General features: G+C 62.0%; 10 protein-coding genes. 6 read left to right on the top strand and 4 right to left on the bottom strand.

Features of this window, described 5'->3' with window-relative positions; translation table 11 throughout:
- Window positions 1–13 precede the first annotated feature (13 nt).
- Window positions 14–2,872, top strand: coding sequence for a TonB-dependent receptor domain-containing protein (locus O3297_RS22120; RefSeq protein WP_152615202.1), 2,859 nt, complete (start codon window positions 14–16; stop codon window positions 2,870–2,872).
- Window positions 2,873–2,976: 104 nt separating this feature from the next.
- Here the strand turns inward: O3297_RS22120 and O3297_RS22115 are convergent, their stop codons facing one another.
- Entirely contained in the window at window positions 2,977–3,702 is a 726-nt protein-coding gene (locus O3297_RS22115) for a 16S rRNA (uracil(1498)-N(3))-methyltransferase (protein ID WP_305050136.1), read from the bottom strand.
- A 188-nt stretch (window positions 3,703–3,890) separates the two neighbouring features.
- Between O3297_RS22115 and tkt the strand changes: the two genes are divergently transcribed.
- Window positions 3,891–5,888: a transketolase gene (gene tkt, locus O3297_RS22110; RefSeq protein ID WP_305050135.1), complete on the top strand. Its 1,998-nt coding sequence runs from the start codon at window positions 3,891–3,893 to the stop codon at window positions 5,886–5,888.
- A gap of 76 nt (window positions 5,889–5,964) precedes the next feature.
- Window positions 5,965–6,975: a type I glyceraldehyde-3-phosphate dehydrogenase gene (gap, locus tag O3297_RS22105; RefSeq protein ID WP_010395244.1), complete on the top strand. Its 1,011-nt coding sequence runs from the start codon at window positions 5,965–5,967 to the stop codon at window positions 6,973–6,975.
- Window positions 6,976–7,040: 65 nt separating this feature from the next.
- Here the strand turns inward: gap and O3297_RS22100 are convergent, their stop codons facing one another.
- The 3 genes from O3297_RS22100 to glnE all read right to left on the bottom strand — a co-directional run bounded on the left by O3297_RS22100 (window position 7,041) and on the right by glnE (window position 10,917).
- On the bottom strand, window positions 7,041–7,235 hold the full coding sequence (locus O3297_RS22100; protein WP_034782496.1) for a hypothetical protein: 195 nt from the start codon (window positions 7,233–7,235) through the stop codon (window positions 7,041–7,043).
- A 138-nt stretch (window positions 7,236–7,373) separates the two neighbouring features.
- Window positions 7,374–8,150, bottom strand: a complete 777-nt coding sequence (locus O3297_RS22095; RefSeq protein ID WP_070280971.1) for a YoaK family protein — start codon at window positions 8,148–8,150, stop codon at window positions 7,374–7,376.
- 13 nt (window positions 8,151–8,163) lie between these two features.
- The gene (gene glnE, locus O3297_RS22090; protein ID WP_370385437.1) at window positions 8,164–10,917 is read right to left on the bottom strand and encodes a bifunctional [glutamate--ammonia ligase]-adenylyl-L-tyrosine phosphorylase/[glutamate--ammonia-ligase] adenylyltransferase; all 2,754 of its coding nucleotides are present in this window, start codon (window positions 10,915–10,917) and stop codon (window positions 8,164–8,166) included.
- Between the two features lie 235 nt (window positions 10,918–11,152).
- On the opposite strand from glnE, the gene O3297_RS22085 reads away from it, so the two are divergent.
- The 3 genes from O3297_RS22085 to tldD are packed head-to-tail and all read left to right on the top strand — an operon-like array spanning window position 11,153 to window position 17,650.
- Window positions 11,153–15,337, top strand: coding sequence for a YhdP family protein (locus O3297_RS22085; protein ID WP_305050133.1), 4,185 nt, complete (start codon window positions 11,153–11,155; stop codon window positions 15,335–15,337).
- Between the two features lie 30 nt (window positions 15,338–15,367).
- Entirely contained in the window at window positions 15,368–16,168 is an 801-nt protein-coding gene (locus O3297_RS22080; RefSeq protein ID WP_034782501.1) for a carbon-nitrogen hydrolase family protein, read from the top strand.
- A gap of 21 nt (window positions 16,169–16,189) precedes the next feature.
- Window positions 16,190–17,650, top strand: a complete 1,461-nt coding sequence (gene tldD, locus O3297_RS22075) for a metalloprotease TldD (protein WP_305050131.1) — start codon at window positions 16,190–16,192, stop codon at window positions 17,648–17,650.
- The last annotated feature ends 60 nt before the right edge of the window (window positions 17,651–17,710 follow it).

Here is a 17,710-nt window from a genome sequence, read left to right as displayed (position 1 = left end):
ACGGAGAAAATAATTGGATAATAAAATTGTATTGAAGCGCAGTGTCATCGCAGTAGCGCTCACCTTGGCATCGTCCCACATGGTAGTCATGGCGCAAGAAGTATCCGCCGAACCTGCTGTGCAAAAAGTCCTGGTGACAGGGTCGAACATCAAGCGTTCCGAAAAAGAAGGTTCGTCGCCGATCCAGACCCTGAATGCCAAGCAGATCGCTGCGACGGGCGCCAATACGGTGGCCGAGCTGCTGCACTCGATCCCCGCTTTTGGATCGGGCTCTTCGGTTGACGTGACTGATGGTGGTTTTTCGCGCGGTGCGGCAACGGCTTCCTTGCGTGGCCTGGGCTCTTCTTCCACGCTGGTATTGCTGAACGGCCGCCGCATCACGGCCTCCGCGTATGCCGATCCGAACCAGGGTAAATCGGCTGTATATGACTTGAACAGTATTCCTGTTTCGGCCATCGAACGCGTTGAAGTATTCAAGGATGGTGCCTCGGCCGTATATGGTTCCGACGCGATCGCCGGCGTGGTCAATTTTATTACCAAGACCAATTACACGGGTGCTGAGCTGACTGCCAGCGTCAGTGCCAACGATGATGGCGAGTTTGCCCGCCAAAACCTCAGTGGTATCTTCGGCTTCGGCAAGGACCGTTTCAACGCTTTTGTCAGCTTTGATATCGCCAAGCGTGACAGCACCCTGATCAAGAACGTCAACGACGTCGAAAAAGGCATGTACGCGGACATTAACGCCCGCCTGAATCCGTTTTCGAGCAGCCTGAGCACCTCGCCATTTTTCTATGCCGAGCGTACGCCTGGCGGCAAGAACTTCGCCAATACCTACGCCTTGCGCGATCTGGTCAAGAATCGGCTGGATTGCCCTGCCTCGCAGCAGATCACGGGCGACCGTGCACTGCACAATCTGACAGCAACCGATACCCTGGTGGGTCGTACGTTCTGTAATTTTAACGCCAACGATTATTCGGAAGTGCAAAGCGCAGGCAAGGACGCCAACGTGCTGTCGCGCGCCACGTATGAAATCACGCCGAGCATGACCGCGTTTGCGGAGGCCGGCTATAGCCGTTCGGAACGTACCTACCTGCGTGCGCCTACGGCATTCCGCGGCACATCGTCCACGACCGTCTTCCTGCTGGATGGCGCTCCCCAGCAATTTCAGATGATTTTGCCGGTCGGACATCCTGACAATCCGTTCCCGACGCAGCGCGCGGCGGTCGGCTACCGTGTCAGCGCGGATGGTGGCGCAGTCAATACCAATGAAACCTACCGTTTGCTGGCTGGCTTGCGCGGCACCGTCGGCGAGTGGGACTGGGAAACCGGCTTCCTGTGGAACCGCGCCGAGCGCAAGGAAGAGACGCTTGGCATGCTGTATCGTCCGACCCTGGAAAAAGTCATGACCCAGGGCTGGACCCTGGCCCAGGCCAACGCCGATCCTAGCGTCACGCGCGACCTGACCAACCGCGGTTTCGCGCAAGTAAGTCAGATCGACGCCAAGGCCAGCTCGGCCTTCGGTCAGCTGGGCGGAGGCCAGGTAGGCGTGGCGTTTGGTGCTGAATTCCGTCAAGAGAAAATCGGTCTGACACCAGACTTGGCAGTACAGCGCGGCGATATCATTGGCCTAGCCAACTCGGTTGCCGACGGCCGCCGCAACGTTAGCTCCGCCTTCTTTGAAGTGCGTACGCCGTGGACCAAGAATTTCGAGATGGACTTTGCTGGTCGTTACGACAAATACCCTAACCTGAAAGGCAATTTTGTCCCGAAAGTGGGCGGCAAGCTGACGGTCAACGATCAAGTTGCCATTCGCAGCACGTACGCGGAAGGTTTCCGTGCTCCTGCTCTGACGCAAGTGTCGCCAGGCGGTGTGCAGTCGTTCCAGACGGTAACCGATTCGCTGCGCTGCCCGGACGGTGTCAATCCAGTCCCTGGCGCGGACAAGAGCGATTGCGCCAAGGGCATTTCCAGCCTGTCGTCGGCAACGCCTGACCTGCGTCCTGAAAAGTCGAAGAGCTACTCGCTTGGCCTGATCCTCGCGCCGACCAAAGATATCGACGTGCTGATCGACTACTATCGTATCAAAAAGGTTGATGAGACCGCTTTGTTCAGCGCACAGTACATGATCGACCATGCTGATCGCTACCCCGCCAACGTGGTGCGCGACAATAGCGCGGCCAACCAATTGGTTGATGGCAGCGGCAAGCCTATCGCAAATAGCGGCCCGATCTATCAGGTCAACCGTTCGTATGTGAACCAGGGCAGCACCGAGGTGAAGGGTGTGGACGTTGAAGTCGCCTTCCGCAAATCGCTGGGTGACATGGGCCGTCTGACTGCCAATGTGAACTGGAGCTATCTGATGAGCTTCAAGCGGGCCGAGCGTCCAGGCGATGTGGCGACCGACACCTCGGGTTCTGCTGGCGGCATTTCCGACTGGTCAACGTCGGTTGGCGACAATCCGAAGAACCGTGCTAGCGCATCGGTCAATTGGACGCGTGGTGATCACTCGCTGACCACTTCGGTTGATTTCGTGGGTGCCGTATCGTTGCTGCGTCGCAGCGACAACGATGTATTCTACGAGAAGCCATACTGCCAGTATGGCTCGGGACAGCCATCGACCGCGTATCAACTGGGTGGCTTGCCGAAGTTCAGCAACTACATCACCAACTGCAGCGTGAAGAGCTGGACTACGACCAATCTGGCCTATTCGTATACGGGCTTCAAGGATTTGACGCTGTCGTTCAATATCAAGAACGTCTTTGATATCAAAGCGCCATACGATCCGCGTTACGCAGTGGAAGGCTTCAACACCCAGCTGCATAATGGTCAAGGCCGTTATTTCCGCGTCAGTGCCAACTACCACTTCATGTAATCAGTACCTGCCGGCGTGTCAGCACGCTGGCAGACCTGCATGTCTGGCATAAAAAGCCACCCGGGTTTTTCGGGTGGCTTTTTTGTGATGGCGTCGCTGGCGTCCTACATCCCGCCCCACAAGGCACTCAGCGTGGCCAGTGCCGTCAGGCCCGCCGTTTCCGTGCGCAGGATGCGCGGGCCCATCGCCAAGCCGATGGCGCCGGCGGCCAGGGCCGCCTTTTCTTCCGCTTCCGAAAATCCGCCTTCCGGTCCTACCATCACGGTGATGGCTTGCGGCGGCTGGTGGCGGGCCCAGTCGGCCAGCGACTGCTCCGCGCGCGGCGTCAAAATGATGCGTTTATGTAAGTCTTGCTGGCTGCTCCAGCTATTGAAATCCTGCAGCGGTGCCAGCTGCGCCAGGCGGTTGCGTCCGCATTGTTCCGAAGCGGAAACGATAATGCCTTGCCAATGCGCGAGTTTTTTTTCGGCCCGTTCGCTTGACAAGCGCACGACGCAGCGCTGCGCCGACAGCGGCACGATGCCCGCCGCGCCCAGTTCGATGGCTTTTTCGATGATCCAGTCCATTTTGGATGCTTCCGGCAGCGCCTGCGCCAGGGTCACGGCATACGGCAGCTCCGCTTCACGCGCTATGTGCGCCTGGATTTCAGCCGTCACGCTGCGCTTGGCAACCGTCACCAGGCTCGCTTGCACTTCGCCGCCTTCGCCATTGAATAGGGTGATGACATCGCCCGGCGCCAGGCGCACGACCTGGATATGGTGGGCGACAGCCTCCGGCAGGGCGATGGTGGTGCCGGCAACGAGCGGCTGGGGGCAGAAAAAACGCGGCATGCAAATCCTCAACGGGGGTATATGTGGGGTGGAAAGACGTCAAAGTATAGCCATTTGGCTGGCCAGTACGCCGCAATTCTAATTTGCGCCCCCCCAGTCTGGTAAAATACTTGACCACAGAAAGCAGCCGGCTTCCCTGTCCGTGCTGTTGCAAACGAATCCCAAACTCGCGACTGACCCACACCATCATGACAACTACGCTCCCGACTACCAAAATGGCCAATGCGATCCGCGCACTGGCAATGGACGCTGTACAAAAGGCCAACTCCGGCCATCCAGGCATGCCGATGGGCATGGCCGAGATCGCAGTTGCTCTGTGGAGTGGTCACTATCGTCACAATCCCGCGAATCCAAAATGGCAGAACCGCGACCGTTTCCTGTTGTCGAACGGCCACGGCTCGATGCTGCATTACGCGCTGCTGCACCTGACCGGTTACGACCTGTCGATGGATGACATCAAGGCTTTCCGCCAGATGCATTCGAAAACCCCGGGCCACCCGGAAGTCGATATCACGCCAGGCATTGAGACGACTACCGGCCCGCTGGGCCAGGGCATCGCCAACGCCGTCGGCATGGCCCTGTCGGAGCAATTGCTGGCTGCTGAATTCAACAAGCCTGGCTACGACATCGTCAACCACTACACTTATGCTTTCGTTGGCGACGGTTGCCTGATGGAAGGTATTTCGCACGAAGTGTGCGCGCTGGCCGGCACCCTGGGCTTGAACAAACTGATCGCTCTGTACGATGACAACGGCATTTCCATCGACGGCAAAGTCGAAGGCTGGTTCACAGACGACACCCCGGCCCGCTTCGAAGCGTACGGCTGGAACGTCATCCGCGCCGTCGATGGCCACGATGTTGCCGCCGTGGCTGCCGCCATCGCCGCCGCCAAGACCGCATCGAAGCCAACCCTGATCTGCTGCAAGACCATCATCGGCAAGGGTTCGCCGAACCTGCAAGGCGGCGACAAGGTCCACGGCGCCGCGCTGGGCGACAAGGAAATCGCTGCCGTACGCGAATACATCGGCTGGGATGCCGCCCCGTTCGAGATGCCGGCCGACGTGTACGCGGCCTGGGATGCCAAGAAACAAGGTGCCTTGCTGGAAGCGGACTGGAACGAGCGCTTTGCCGCCTACAGCCGTGAATTCCCGCAGCAAGCTGCAGAATTGTCGCGCCGCATGCAGGGCGAGTTGCCAGCCGCGTTTGAAACGGCGCTGTCGGCCGCCATCGCTTCCTGCGTCGAAAAGAAAGAAAACATCGCCACCCGCAAGGCCAGCCAGAACGCCATCCAGGCCCTGGCTTCGTCCCTGCCGGAATTCCTCGGCGGTTCGGCCGACCTGACCGGTTCGAACCTGACCAACTGGAAAGAGTGCGTGGCAGTGCGTTCGGGCCAGCCGGGCAACCATATCAACTACGGCGTGCGCGAATTCGGCATGAGCGCCATCATGAACGGCATCACCTTGCACGGCGGCTACATTCCGTTCGGCGCCACGTTCCTGACGTTCTCCGACTACAGCCGCAATGCGCTGCGCATGGCCGCGCTGATGAAGCTGCGTTCGATCTTCGTGTTCACCCACGATTCGATCGGCCTGGGCGAAGACGGCCCGACGCACCAATCGGTCGAGCACGTTTCGTCGATGCGTTTGATCCCGAACCTGGACAACTGGCGTCCATGCGACACCGTCGAGTCGGCCGCTGCCTGGGGCGCCGCCGTGCGCCGCAAGGATGGCCCGTCGACCCTGATCTTCTCGCGCCAGAACCTGCCGTACCAGGAGCGTAGCGCCGAACAGATCGAGAACATCTACCGCGGCGGCTATGTGCTGAACGACGTGGTCGATGCCAAGGCGATCCTGATCGCCACCGGTTCCGAAGTGGAACTGGCTGTCGCCGCCGCCAGCGCGCTGGCAGCCGAAGGCATCAACGTGCGCGTGGTGTCGATGCCGTCGACCGACGTGTATGATCGTCAGGACGCCGCCTACAAGGCCAGCGTGCTGACGAAAGGCGTGCCGCGCGTGGCCATCGAAGCGGGTGTGACCAGCTTCTGGTACAAATACGTGGGCCTGGAAGGCGCCGTGGTCGGTATCGACACGTTTGGCGAATCGGCTCCGGCCGGCGTGCTGTTCAAGCACTTCGGCTTCACGGTCGAGAACGTCGTGGCCAAGGTCAAAGCCGTTATCGCTGGCTAATATTGATTTCTAACGGCCCTGGCGATGTACTTGCCAGGGGCGTGCATGTACCTTCTTTTTTAATCAGGAGCAGAGTATGACGATCAAAGTTGCAATCAATGGCTACGGCCGCATCGGCCGTAATGTGTTGCGCGCTTTCTACGAAGGCGGCAAGAAACAGGATATCCAGATCGTTGCCATCAACGACCTGGGCGATGCCAAATCGAACGCCCACCTGACCCGCTATGACACCGCGCACGGCAAGTTCCCGGGCACGGTCACCGTCGAAGGCGACAACATGATCGTCAATGGCGATCCGATCCGCGTATTCGCACAGCGCAATCCGGCTGAAATCCCATGGGGCGAGCTGGGCGTGGACGTCGTGCTGGAATGCACGGGCTTCTTCACCACCAAAGAGAAAGCTTCGGCTCACTTGAAGGGCGGCGCGAAAAAAGTCATCATTTCGGCACCAGGCGGCAAGGATGTCGACGCAACCGTCGTGTTCGGCGTCAACCACTCGGTACTGAAATCGACCGACACCGTCATCTCGAACGCTTCGTGCACCACCAACTGCCTGGCACCGCTGGTCAAGCCGCTCAACGACGCCATCGGCATCGAAACGGGCCTGATGACCACCGTGCACGCCTACACCAACGACCAGGTGCTGTCCGACGTGATGCATGAAGACCTGCGCCGCGCCCGTTCGGCCACCATGAGCATGATCCCGACCAAGACGGGCGCCGCTGCCGCCGTGGGCCTGGTATTGCCTGAGCTGAATGGCAAGCTGGACGGCTTCGCCATCCGCGTGCCGACCATCAACGTGTCGCTGGTCGACCTGTCCTTCATCGCCAAGCGCGACACCACCGTGGAAGAAGTCAACGCGTTGATGAAAGCCGCTTCGGAAGGCGCGCTGGAAGGCATCCTGACGTACCAGACCGAACCGCTGGTCTCGATCGACTTCAACCACAACCCGGCTTCGTCGAACTTCGATTCGACCCTGACCAAAGTGTCGGGCCGCCTGGTGAAAGTATCGTCGTGGTACGACAACGAGTGGGGTTTCTCGAACCGCATGCTCGACACCACCGTTGCACTGATGTCGGCCAAGTAATCTTTTGACCGCATAAGCAAAAACGCCCTTCGGGGCGTTTTTTTTCGTCTGTTGCTTTAGTCCGCTTACTCAGGGTCGACGTTGGCGCACTGCGCGTACCAGAGTTCGCAGTCATTGTTATTGCCCTGATAGCAGCTGTTCAAGAGATAGTTGCACGTATCAGGCGGTCTGCGTGCATGTTCGGTCGCGTTACTAGCAAACGAGGCGGCGATGCCGACGGCAGTGGCAAAGACAAACAGGGCTTTTTTAATGGAAATCATTTTTCTCGCTTTCACAATTGGACAACGGTAGGGTGTCAAATCAAAAGGCCGCCATGGCAGGCATGGTGAACCGGCCAGACGCAGAAAAATATTAGCATTAAAATCAGTAATTTATTGCTATAAAGAAAAATATTCCTGCTAACGCCAGGCGTGCAGGCGGCGCCGGTAAAAGCGCCATAGCAGGCGCAAGTCGCGCAGCACGGGCACGCCGGACAGCAGGGTCAGCACGCCGGCGAGCAGGATGGTGGCGGCGGGAAAACCGATGTGCTTGAAGGCCAGGGCGCCGCTGACGCCGCCGATGAAGAAGCAGGCGATCAGCAGGCTGTGCGTTCTCAGCTTGCCGCGGTTGACCTTCACCATCCGGTCCGGCAGGTGGCGCCGGTTGTAATACGCCATCTTGCCCAGTTCGATGCCGATATCGGTGGACAGGCCCGTCACATGTGTGGTGCGGATGACGGCGCCCGAAATCTTGGTGATGATGGCGTTTTGCAATCCCATCACAAAGCACAGCAGCAAGATGGTGACGGGGCCCAGCACGTCGGGCATGGCGGCCAGATAATTGCCCGTCAAGCCGAACAGCAACAGCAAGGCTGCTTCCAGCAGCAGGCTGGCGGCAAACTGGCTGTGCAGCCGGCGCCGCTTGCCCCAGTTCACCATGATGGCCGTGACGGCCGCACCGCTGACAAAGGCCAGCCATGCTCCCAGCGCTGCCAGGGCCACGGTGATATTGCCCAGCGCCAGGTCATCGGCCATGCCCGAGACGATGCCCGTCATGTGCGAGGTATAGCCGCCGATGGCGAGAAAGCCGCCCGCATTCACGGCGCCCGCCACCAGCGCCAGCACGCAGCCCAGCTGCAGGTTGGCTTGCGTATCGCGCGCCGATCCGCTCAGGCGCGACAGGTAATGGAGCGGCATGCCCGGGCCGGCCTCAGGCTGCGGCGCCGAAGATGGCTTGCCACAGGCGCACGACGTTATCCGCATGCATGCGCACGCGCTCCGGTTCCACGCGGGCCAGGTCCTGCCCCTGCAGGCGCAACTGGTGCTGCAGCTTGCGCAGCGTGCGGTAGGCGTCGGCGACCAGGGCGGCCAGCTGGGCGTCGATCAGTCCCAGTTCGCCGCACAGGCGCAACAGGGCGATATTGCCCGAGTTGGCCGTCAGTTGCGGATACTGCGCCGCATGCTGAAGCACCAGGTATTGCACCATGAACTCGATGTCGATCATGCCGCCCGGATCCTGCTTCAAGTCAAAGCTGCCCGGGCGGGGGGGATGCGCATCGAGCATCTTCTTGCGCATGGCCACCACTTCGCCCTTGAGCGGACCGTTTTCCGGGCGCTCCTTGCGCAAGATCGTGTCGCGGATGCGCTCAAAATGCTTGCCGATGGTGGTATCTCCGGCGCAAAAGCGCGCGCGCGTGAGCGCCTGGTGTTCCCACACCCAGGCCGCGCTGCCCTGGTAGCGCTCGAATGCCTGCACGCTGGAAACCAGCATGCCCGAGGCGCCGTCGGGACGCAGGGCGATGTCGATATCGAACAGGATGCCGGCCGACGTGTGCGAGGTCATCCAGGTAATGAAACGTTGCGCCAGCTTGGCGTACAGGCCGGGCGCTTCCTGGTCGTCGTCGTCGAAGAGGAAAATGACGTCCAGGTCGGACACATAGCCCAGTTCCTTGCCGCCCAGCTTGCCGTACGCGATGACGGCGAATTTCGGCACGTCGCGGTGGCGCGTCGGCAAGGTTTGCCAGACGGCTTGCACGGTCGCGGCGACGATGATGTCGGCCAGCTGCGACAGGTAGTCGGCCAGTTTTTCCACGCTCAGGTCGCCCGCCAGGTCTTGCGCCAGGCACTGGAACAGCTGCGCATGGTGCATTTCGCGCAGGATATCCATCTGCCGCTCCGTGTCGCCGGGCGCGTCGTCGAGCTGGCGCTGCAGGTCGAGCGCCAGGGCGGCCGGGTCCGGCACCGTGTTGCGGATGCGTTCATCGAGCAGTTCGTCGAGCAGGATCGGGTGCTGCGTGAGGAAGGTGGCGGCCCAGCCGCTGGCGCACACCATGCGCACGACGCGCTCGAGCGTATGCGGGTACTCCGTCAGCAGCGACAGATAGGCCGAGCGGCGCGCAATCGCTTCCAGGAAATCGAGCAGCCGGCCCAGGGTGGCCAGCTGGCTGGCATTGCCGTTGGACACGGAGCAATCGGTGATCAGGGGCAGGGCGGAATTAACGAGGGCCACTAAACGCGTGCGGCTCGCCTCGGGCAACGATTGCAAGCGCGGCGCCTGCCACGTGGCCAGCAGGCGGCGCGCGCAGGCGGCGGGCTCATGGAAGCCCAGGGCGGCAAAGCGCGCTTCGATGGCTTCCTGTTGGTCTGACGCGGCGCAGTCGTTCGACGTTTGCGGGTCGATGCCCGTGTCGGCCGGCGGCGCGCCGCTGCTCTTGTCGCTGAACATCTCGTCAAACTGGCCGGCGACAAATACGCGGTGTGCTTCCAGCTGGGCCAGCAGGGTGGGCGTGTCGGGCAAGCCCATCATCTGCGCCACGGTCAGGCGGTCGGCGTCATTCGCGGGCAGGGTGTGGGTTTGCGCATCGTCCAGGTATTGCAGCCGGTGTTCGAGGTTGCGCAGGAAGGTGTAGGAACCCAGCAACTGTTCCACGATAGCCGGCTCCAGCAAGCCCTTGTCTGCCACCGTGCGCAGGGTGGCTCGCGTGGAACGTTCGCGCAGTTCGGCGTCGCGCCCGCCCCGTATCAACTGAAACACTTGCGCGAGGAATTCGATTTCGCGGATGCCGCCGCGGCCCAGCTTGACGTTGTTGCTGCGGTCCGGGTGCAGCCGTTCCTGGCGGTTGACCTCGGCGCGGATCTGGCCGTGCATGGTGCGGATGGCATCGATGACGCCGAAATCGAGGTAGCGGCGGAAGACAAACGGGCGCACGATGGCGTCGAGCGAGGCGATATCCTCGGCCTTGCCCGTTACGGCGCGCGCCTTGACCCAGGCGTAGCGCTCCCATTCGCGCCCTTGAACGATCAGGTACTGTTCCACCATGCTGAGGCTGGCGGCAAGCGGCCCCGAGTTGCCGTTCGGACGCAAGGCCATGTCCACGCGGAAAGTAAATCCGTCTTGCGTGATCTCGGCCAGGGCGGCGATCAGTTTCTTGCCCATGCGAATGAAAAACTCGTGGTTGGACAGGCTGCGCTGGCCCGCCACGGTGACTTGCGTGTCGCCATCTTCCGGGTAGACAAAGATCAGGTCGATATCCGACGAGACATTCAGTTCGCCGCCGCCTTGCTTGCCCATCGCCAATACCATCAAGGCCTGCTCCTCGCCCGACTCCTCGCCGACAGGCATGCCGTGCAGGGCCACCATTTCGGCCATGATGGCGTCCACATGCGTGTGGATGGCGAAATCGGCAAAGCCCGTCATGGCCGTGACGACTTCGTTCAAGTCGGCCTGGTCGCCAAGATCGCGCGCGATCAGGCCGCAGACGAGCAGGTTGCGCAGGCGGCGCATGGCCCGCTCGGGCGGCAGCGGTGGCGTGGCGGCGTTCGCCTGGGCGGCCAACTCGGCGGCAAAGTCGAGCCCGTCCAGCGGCGCGCGCACCAGTTGCGCCACCTGCGCGGCGCGCTCGGGGGCGGCGTCCAGCCAGCGCTGGTAGAAACGGGAGGCGGAGATCAAAGGCTGTGTGCTCATGGTATCGGTAAGTGTCTCGTGGATGCTGCGTGCATGTTCTTGCTTAACTTGGCTGCGAACGGCGGGGGATGCGGTAAAATTGTGCCGCCGGCCCAATACCGCCGGCAGTGCGTGCTCTTCCGGACGATGGTAAGGGAGGCTTTGCTCAGACGCAAGCGCAAGGATGCAGGCGCGCACCACGAATGCAGACGATTTTTGCCATTATTTGACGCCGGGCCAGTTTATTAGCTTATTGATGCAAAAACCGCCAGAAGCAAGCGTGACAGAACATGTGCCATTGGCCCTGCGCTGGCAGCGGCTGCGTGCCGCCTATCGCATGGCCAACCTGGCCACCCACCATGTGTTGGGTTTTACCATTAAACTGGTATTGCTGGCGTACTTCGCCTTCGCCGTGCTGTTTTTATTCCTGCGCTACGCGATCTTGCCGAATATCGATTACTACAAAGGCGATATCGAGCGGGCGGCCAGCCGCGCGCTGGGCAACCCTGTCAGCATTGCGCGCATTTATGCCTCCTGGCATGGCGTACGCCCGAATCTCTTCCTTGGCGACGTGACCCTGCGCGACCAGGCGGGCCGCCAGGCGTTGAGCCTGCCGAGCATATCGGCTACCGTGTCGTGGTGGAGCGTGCTTGGCTCCGTGCGCTTTACTACCCTGGAAATCACGCGGCCCGACCTGGACGTGCGGCGCAGCAAGGATGGCAAGCTGTACGTAGCTGGGGTATTGATCGACAGCACGCAAGGCAGCGATGGCAAGGGCGCCGACTGGCTGCTGTCGCAGCATGACATCATCATTCGCGACGGCAAGGTGCGCTGGACGGACGAAGCGCGCGGCACACCCGAGCTGGCTTTATCGCAGGTCAATGTGCTGTTGCGCAACCGCTGGCGCAGCCACCGGCTGGGCTTGCAGGCCACGCCGCCCCCTAGCCTGGCCGCGCCCATCGATGTGCGCGCCCACTTCACGCATCCGCCTTTCAGCACGCGCATCTCGGATGTGTCGATGTGGAAGGGGGAACTGTACGCCGACCTGAAAAATGCCGACCTGGCCGCCTGGCGCCGCTATCTCGACTATCCGTTTGAACTGAGCCAGGGCAAGGGCGCCTTGCGCGCCTGGTTGAGCCTGGATCACGCGCGCCTGGCCGGCTTCACTGCCGACGTGGGCTTGACGGATGTGCAGGCGCAGCTGGGCGAACATATCGCGCCGCTCGACTTGCTGTCGGTCAGCGGGCGCATTTCGGCAAAAGAAGAGCTGTCGGCGCAGGTGCCGGACGGCAAGCCCACCTTTGGCGCGAATGGGCACCAGGTCGAGTTGACGAATTTTGCGGTGGAAACCCGCGATGGCCTCAGCCTGCCGCCCACGACCCTGTCCGAACGCTTTGTTGCCGCCACGAAGCGCAAGCCGGCGCGTACGGAAATCACGGCCAAGTCGCTCGATTTGCAGACCCTGGCCGCATTGGCCGACAAGCTGCCGCTGGGTGAACAGCAGCGCCAGCGCCTCGACGCCCTGGCGCCGCGCGGGCGTTTGCAGGATTTTTCTGCCCAATGGGAAGGCGAGATGGCGACGCCGGCCAGCTACCGTTTGCGTGGCAAGCTCATCGATCTGGGCCTGAATGCGCAGCCGGCGCGCCTGGCCGTGGCGAAGACCGCGACCAGCCCTGCGCAGGCGGCCGCACCGGCTATCCCCGGTTTCGATCATTTGACGGGCAGTATCGACGCCAGCGACAAGGGCGGCAAGATCGATATCGATGCACAGGGATTGGTATTGCAACTGGCCTCCTACTTGAGTGAGCCGGCCTTGCCGTTCGAACAATTCGAAATGGAGGCGCGCTGGGCTTTCCAAGCAGACAATATGCTGCAAGTTGACCTGGACAGGCTTGATTTTAATCAACAAGGCATGCGGGTCGCCTTGCATGGTTCGCAGCGTTTGCCGCTCGACGGCAGCAAATTGGGTCAGGTGGATGTGACGGGTACGATCGACAACTTCCAGATCAACACCATCGGCCGCTATCTGCCGCTGCAAACGCCCGAGCACCTGCGCCACTGGCTGACGGGCGCATTGGAGGGCGGCGTGGCGCGCGATGTCAGCCTGCGCCTGCGCGGCGAACTCGAACATTTCCCCTTCAAGGCCGACACCCCGGCCCAGCGCAACCGCGGCGACTTCCGCGTGGCGGGCAAGATCGAGAATGGCACGCTGAATTACGCGCCCGGCGAATTTGCGGAAAGCGGCCCCCTGGCCGGCAAGGCACCGCTGTGGCCGCAGGCGGAAAAGATCAAGGGCAGTTTCGTGTTCGAGCGGGCGCGCATGGAAATCCGCGGCGACACGGCCACCACGGGCGGCGTGGCCTTGACGAATGTCAAAGCCGTGATCCCCGACCTGACCGTCTTCGACACCTTGCTCGATATCGAGGGCAATGCGGCCGGCCCGATGCAGGAATTCCTCAAGTACGTGACGGCCAGCCCCGTGCTCGGCTGGATCGAGCATTTCACGGATGAAACGACGGCAACGGGCAATGCCAAGCTGGCCCTCAAATTGCACTTGCCGACAGAGCGCATGCTCGAGTCGACCGTGCAGGGCAGCTTGCAGCTGGCGGGCAACGACGTGGTGCTGTTCCACGACATGCCGCCCGTGCTCGGCACGCAGGGCAAGATCGAATTCAACGAAAAAGGCGTCAACCTGAATGGCTTGAATGGCAGCCTGCTGGGCGGGCCGCTGGCCATTTCGGGCGGTACGCAGCCGGACAGTTCCATCCAGGTGAAATTGGCCGGCAACATGACGATCGACGGCTTGCGCAAGACCTATCCGGCGCCCGTGCTGCAGCGCCTGGCGAAACATTTGAATGGCGGCGCCCGTTACAGCGGCCTGATCACGGCGCGCGACCACCAGGTGGTCGTCAATGTCGAGTCGCCGCTGACGGGCCTGGGTCTGGATTTCCCCGCCCCCCTGAAAAAGCCGGCCGGCGACAGCCTGCCCGTGAAATTCACCCTGACGGGCAATGCGGCCAACGGCGCGGGCTTGCGCACGGACGATATCCGCATCGCGCTGGGTTCCGGCATCGCTGCCCGCTACCAGCGCCAGAAGCAGGGCAAGGATGCCTGGCGCCTGGTGCGCGGCGGCATCGGCGTGAATGTGCCGGCGCCGGAACCGGACAGCGGCATGATGTTCAACGTCAACATGAAAACCCTGGACGTGGACAGCTGGATTGCCGCCGGCAGTGAAATCGCCGGCAGCGGCACGGCCCCCGCCGACAGCGGTGCCGCCGACGATGCGCCCGATATTGCGCAATACGTGGTGCCGGACATGATGGCGGCCCGTGCCAGCGAACTGATGCTGGGCGAGCGCAAGCTGGAAAACGTGGTCGTGGGCGCCACCCATCAAAAGGATGTGTGGCAAGCCAATATTGACGCGAAGCAGGTGTCCGGCTATGTGACGTGGCTGGAAACGCCGTCCGGCCTGGGCAAGATGACGGCGCGCCTGTCGTCGCTGATCATTCCCGAGTCGGCCGCCAACGACGTGAAGAATCTGTTGGAAGCAAAAAGTGGCGCCCAGTCGATCCCTTCGCTCGATATCGTCGCCGAGCAATTTGAACTGTTCAACAAGAAGATCGGCCGGCTGGAATTGCAGGCCTATAACACCATGGCGGCGGGCGGGAGAGAATGGCGCGTGGGCAAGCTGCAGCTGTCGAACCCCGATGGCGCGCTGAGCGGCAATGGCAAATGGATCATCAAGGATGGGCAAAGCACGACCAGCCTGCGTTTTGGCCTCGATATCGTCGATGCAGGCAAGTTGCTCGACCGCTTCGGCTTTGCCGATACGGTGCGTCGCGGCAAGGGCCGCCTGAGCGGTGACATCGCCTGGAATGGCTTGCCGTATTCGCTCGACATTCCCACCTTGTCAGGGCAGATCGAGATGAACGTGGAATCGGGCCAGTTCCTCAAGCAGGATCCGGGCGCGGCCAAGCTGTTGGGCGTGCTCAGCCTGCAAGCCTTGCCCCGTTTGCTGAAACTCGATTTCCACGACGTGTTTTCCGAAGGCCTGGCCTTCGACGGCATCACGGCCAACGCCAGCATCAAGCGCGGCGTCGTGACCACGGACAACCTCAAGATGCATGGCGTGGCGGCCACCGTGCTGATGGATGGCACGGCCGATATCGCCAATGAAACGACGAATTTGCACGTGGTGGTGATCCCCGAATTTAACCTGGGCACGGGGCCGCTCGTGTACGCGCTGGCCGTCAATCCCGTCATCGGCCTGGGCAGCTTCCTGGCGCAATTGTTCCTGCGCGCTCCCGTGATGAAGGCGCTCACTTACCACATGCAGATCGCCGGCCCGTGGAAATCGCCCGTCGTGACCAAGCTCGATGGTGGTAAATTGGAACCTGTCGCCGTGCCTGCCGCTGCAGCCGTGGAGGCCGTGGCGAAATAGGCGAGGCGTTCGAATGGATAAGAGGTGGCAATGATGCATACAGTCGCAGCAGTACAAATGATTTCCTCGCCCTCCGTGGAAGACAACCTGGCCACGGCGCGCCGGCTCGTGGCGCAGGCCGCCGCCGGTGGCGCGCAGCTGGTGGTGCTGCCCGAATACTGGGCCATCATGGGCAAGCAGGAAACGGACAAGCTGGCCCATGCGGAACAGCCCGGCAGCGGACCGATCCAGGATGGCATGGCGCAGATGGCCCGCCAGCACGGCATCTGGCTGATCGGCGGCACCTTGCCCCTGATTTCCGGTGAGGAGGGCAAGGTACTCAATACGACGCTGGTGTACGACCCGCAAGGCGCGCCGGCCGGGCGCTACGACAAGATCCACCTGTTCGGCTTTACGCGCGGCACCGAGTCGTACAATGAATCGCGCACCATCGTGCCGGGCGCGCAGGTGCGCTCGATCGAGACGCCGTTCGGTCGGGTCGGCCTGTCCATCTGCTATGACCTGCGCTTTCCCGAGCTGTACCGCGCCATGGGCGATTGCGCGCTGATTGTCGTGCCGGCCGCGTTTACCCATACGACGGGCAGCGCCCACTGGGAAGTGCTGCTGCGCGCGCGCGCCATCGAAAACCAGTGCTATGTGCTGGCCTCGGCGCAGGGCGGCTTGCATCCGAACGGCCGCCGTACCTGGGGCCACAGCATGCTGATCGACCCGTGGGGCGAAGTGAAAGCCGTGCTGCCCGAAGGCGAGGGTGTGGTCAGCGGCGAGATCGACCTGGTGTTCCTGGCCGGCGTGCGCGAGTCGCTGCCCGCCCTGGCGCACCGCACCATGTGAATTGAATTGTGAGAAAGAACCATGATCCCATTTGAACCCAATCTGTCTAGCCTGGCGGTTGCGCGCGATATCCTGCTCACGCCGTTCGGCCTGGATGAAGACAAGCTGTTGAAAGCCCTGGGCACGATGTTTACGCACAAGGTCGACTATGCCGACCTGTACTTCCAGTCGACCAAGAGCGAAGGCTGGAGCCTGGAAGAGGGCATCGTCAAGACGGGCAGTTTTTCCATCGACCAGGGTGTGGGCGTGCGTGCCGTGTCTGGCGACAAGACGGCCTTTGCGTACTCCGACGATATTTCCGAGCGGGCCCTGCTGGAAGCGGCTGCGGCCACGCGTACCATCGCGCGGGCAGGTAGCGGCAAAATCAAGATCGCGGGCCAGATGCTTGCGCAGGGTGGCCGTTCCTTGTACCTGCCCAACGATCCGCTCGCCTCGCTGGATGCCACGGCCAAGGTGCAATTGCTGGAACGCGTGGAAAAGATGGCGCGGGCGAAAGATCCCAGAGTGGTGCAAGTGATGGCGGGCCTGGCCGGCGAATACGACGTGGTGCTGGTGCTGCGCAGCGATGGCGTGCTGGCGGCCGACATCCGCCCGCTGGTGCGCGTCTCGCTGACGGTGATCGCGGAACAGAATGGCCGCCGCGAAACGGGCTCGGCCGGCGGCGGCGGGCGTTTCAGCTATGACTATTTCAGCGATGCCGTGCTGGAACAATACGCAACGGACGCCGTCAATTCGGCCCTGGTGAACCTGGAAGCGCGCCCGGCGCCCGCCGGCCCCATGACCATCGTGCTGGGACCGGGCTGGCCCGGCATCCTGCTGCACGAAGCGATCGGCCACGGCCTGGAAGGCGATTTCAACCGCAAGGGTTCGTCCGCGTTTTCGGGCCGCATCGGCGAACGCGTGGCCGCCAAGGGCGTCACCGTGGTCGATGACGGCACCCTGGCGGGCCGGCGCGGCTCGCTGAATATCGATGACGAGGGTAACCCGACGCAGTGCACCACCCTGATCGAGGACGGCATCCTGAAGGGTTACATCCAGGACACCATGAATGCGCGCCTGATGAAGATGCCCGTGACGGGCAATGCGCGCCGCGAATCGTTCGCCCACCTGCCCATGCCGCGCATGACGAATACATATATGCAGGGCGGCGACAAGGACCCGGGCGAAATCCTCGCGTCCGTCAAGAACGGTTTGTACGCCGTCAACTTCGGCGGCGGCCAGGTCGACATCACGAACGGCAAGTTCGTCTTCTCGGCCAGCGAAGCGTACATGATTGAAAACGGCAAGCTCAGCTACCCGGTGAAAGGGGCGACCCTGATCGGCAACGGCCCGGACGTGCTCAACCGCGTTTCCATGATCGGCAACGACATGCGCCTCGATTCGGGTGTGGGCGTGTGCGGCAAGGAGGGGCAAAGCGTGCCCGTGGGCGTGGGACAGCCGACCTTGCGCCTGGATGGCATCACGGTCGGCGGGACGGCTTAGATCGCCATTTCAGGAACCTACTGCGCAGCCCACTCTTGAGTTTGCGTTGCTCGCTGTACC

This window comes from Janthinobacterium sp. SUN128, from assembly GCF_030587275.1.
GTDB classification, from domain to species: domain Bacteria; phylum Pseudomonadota; class Gammaproteobacteria; order Burkholderiales; family Burkholderiaceae_D; genus Janthinobacterium; species Janthinobacterium lividum.
The sequence above is the reverse complement of the archived record's forward strand: the minus strand, read 5'-3'. Positions and strand labels throughout refer to the sequence as shown.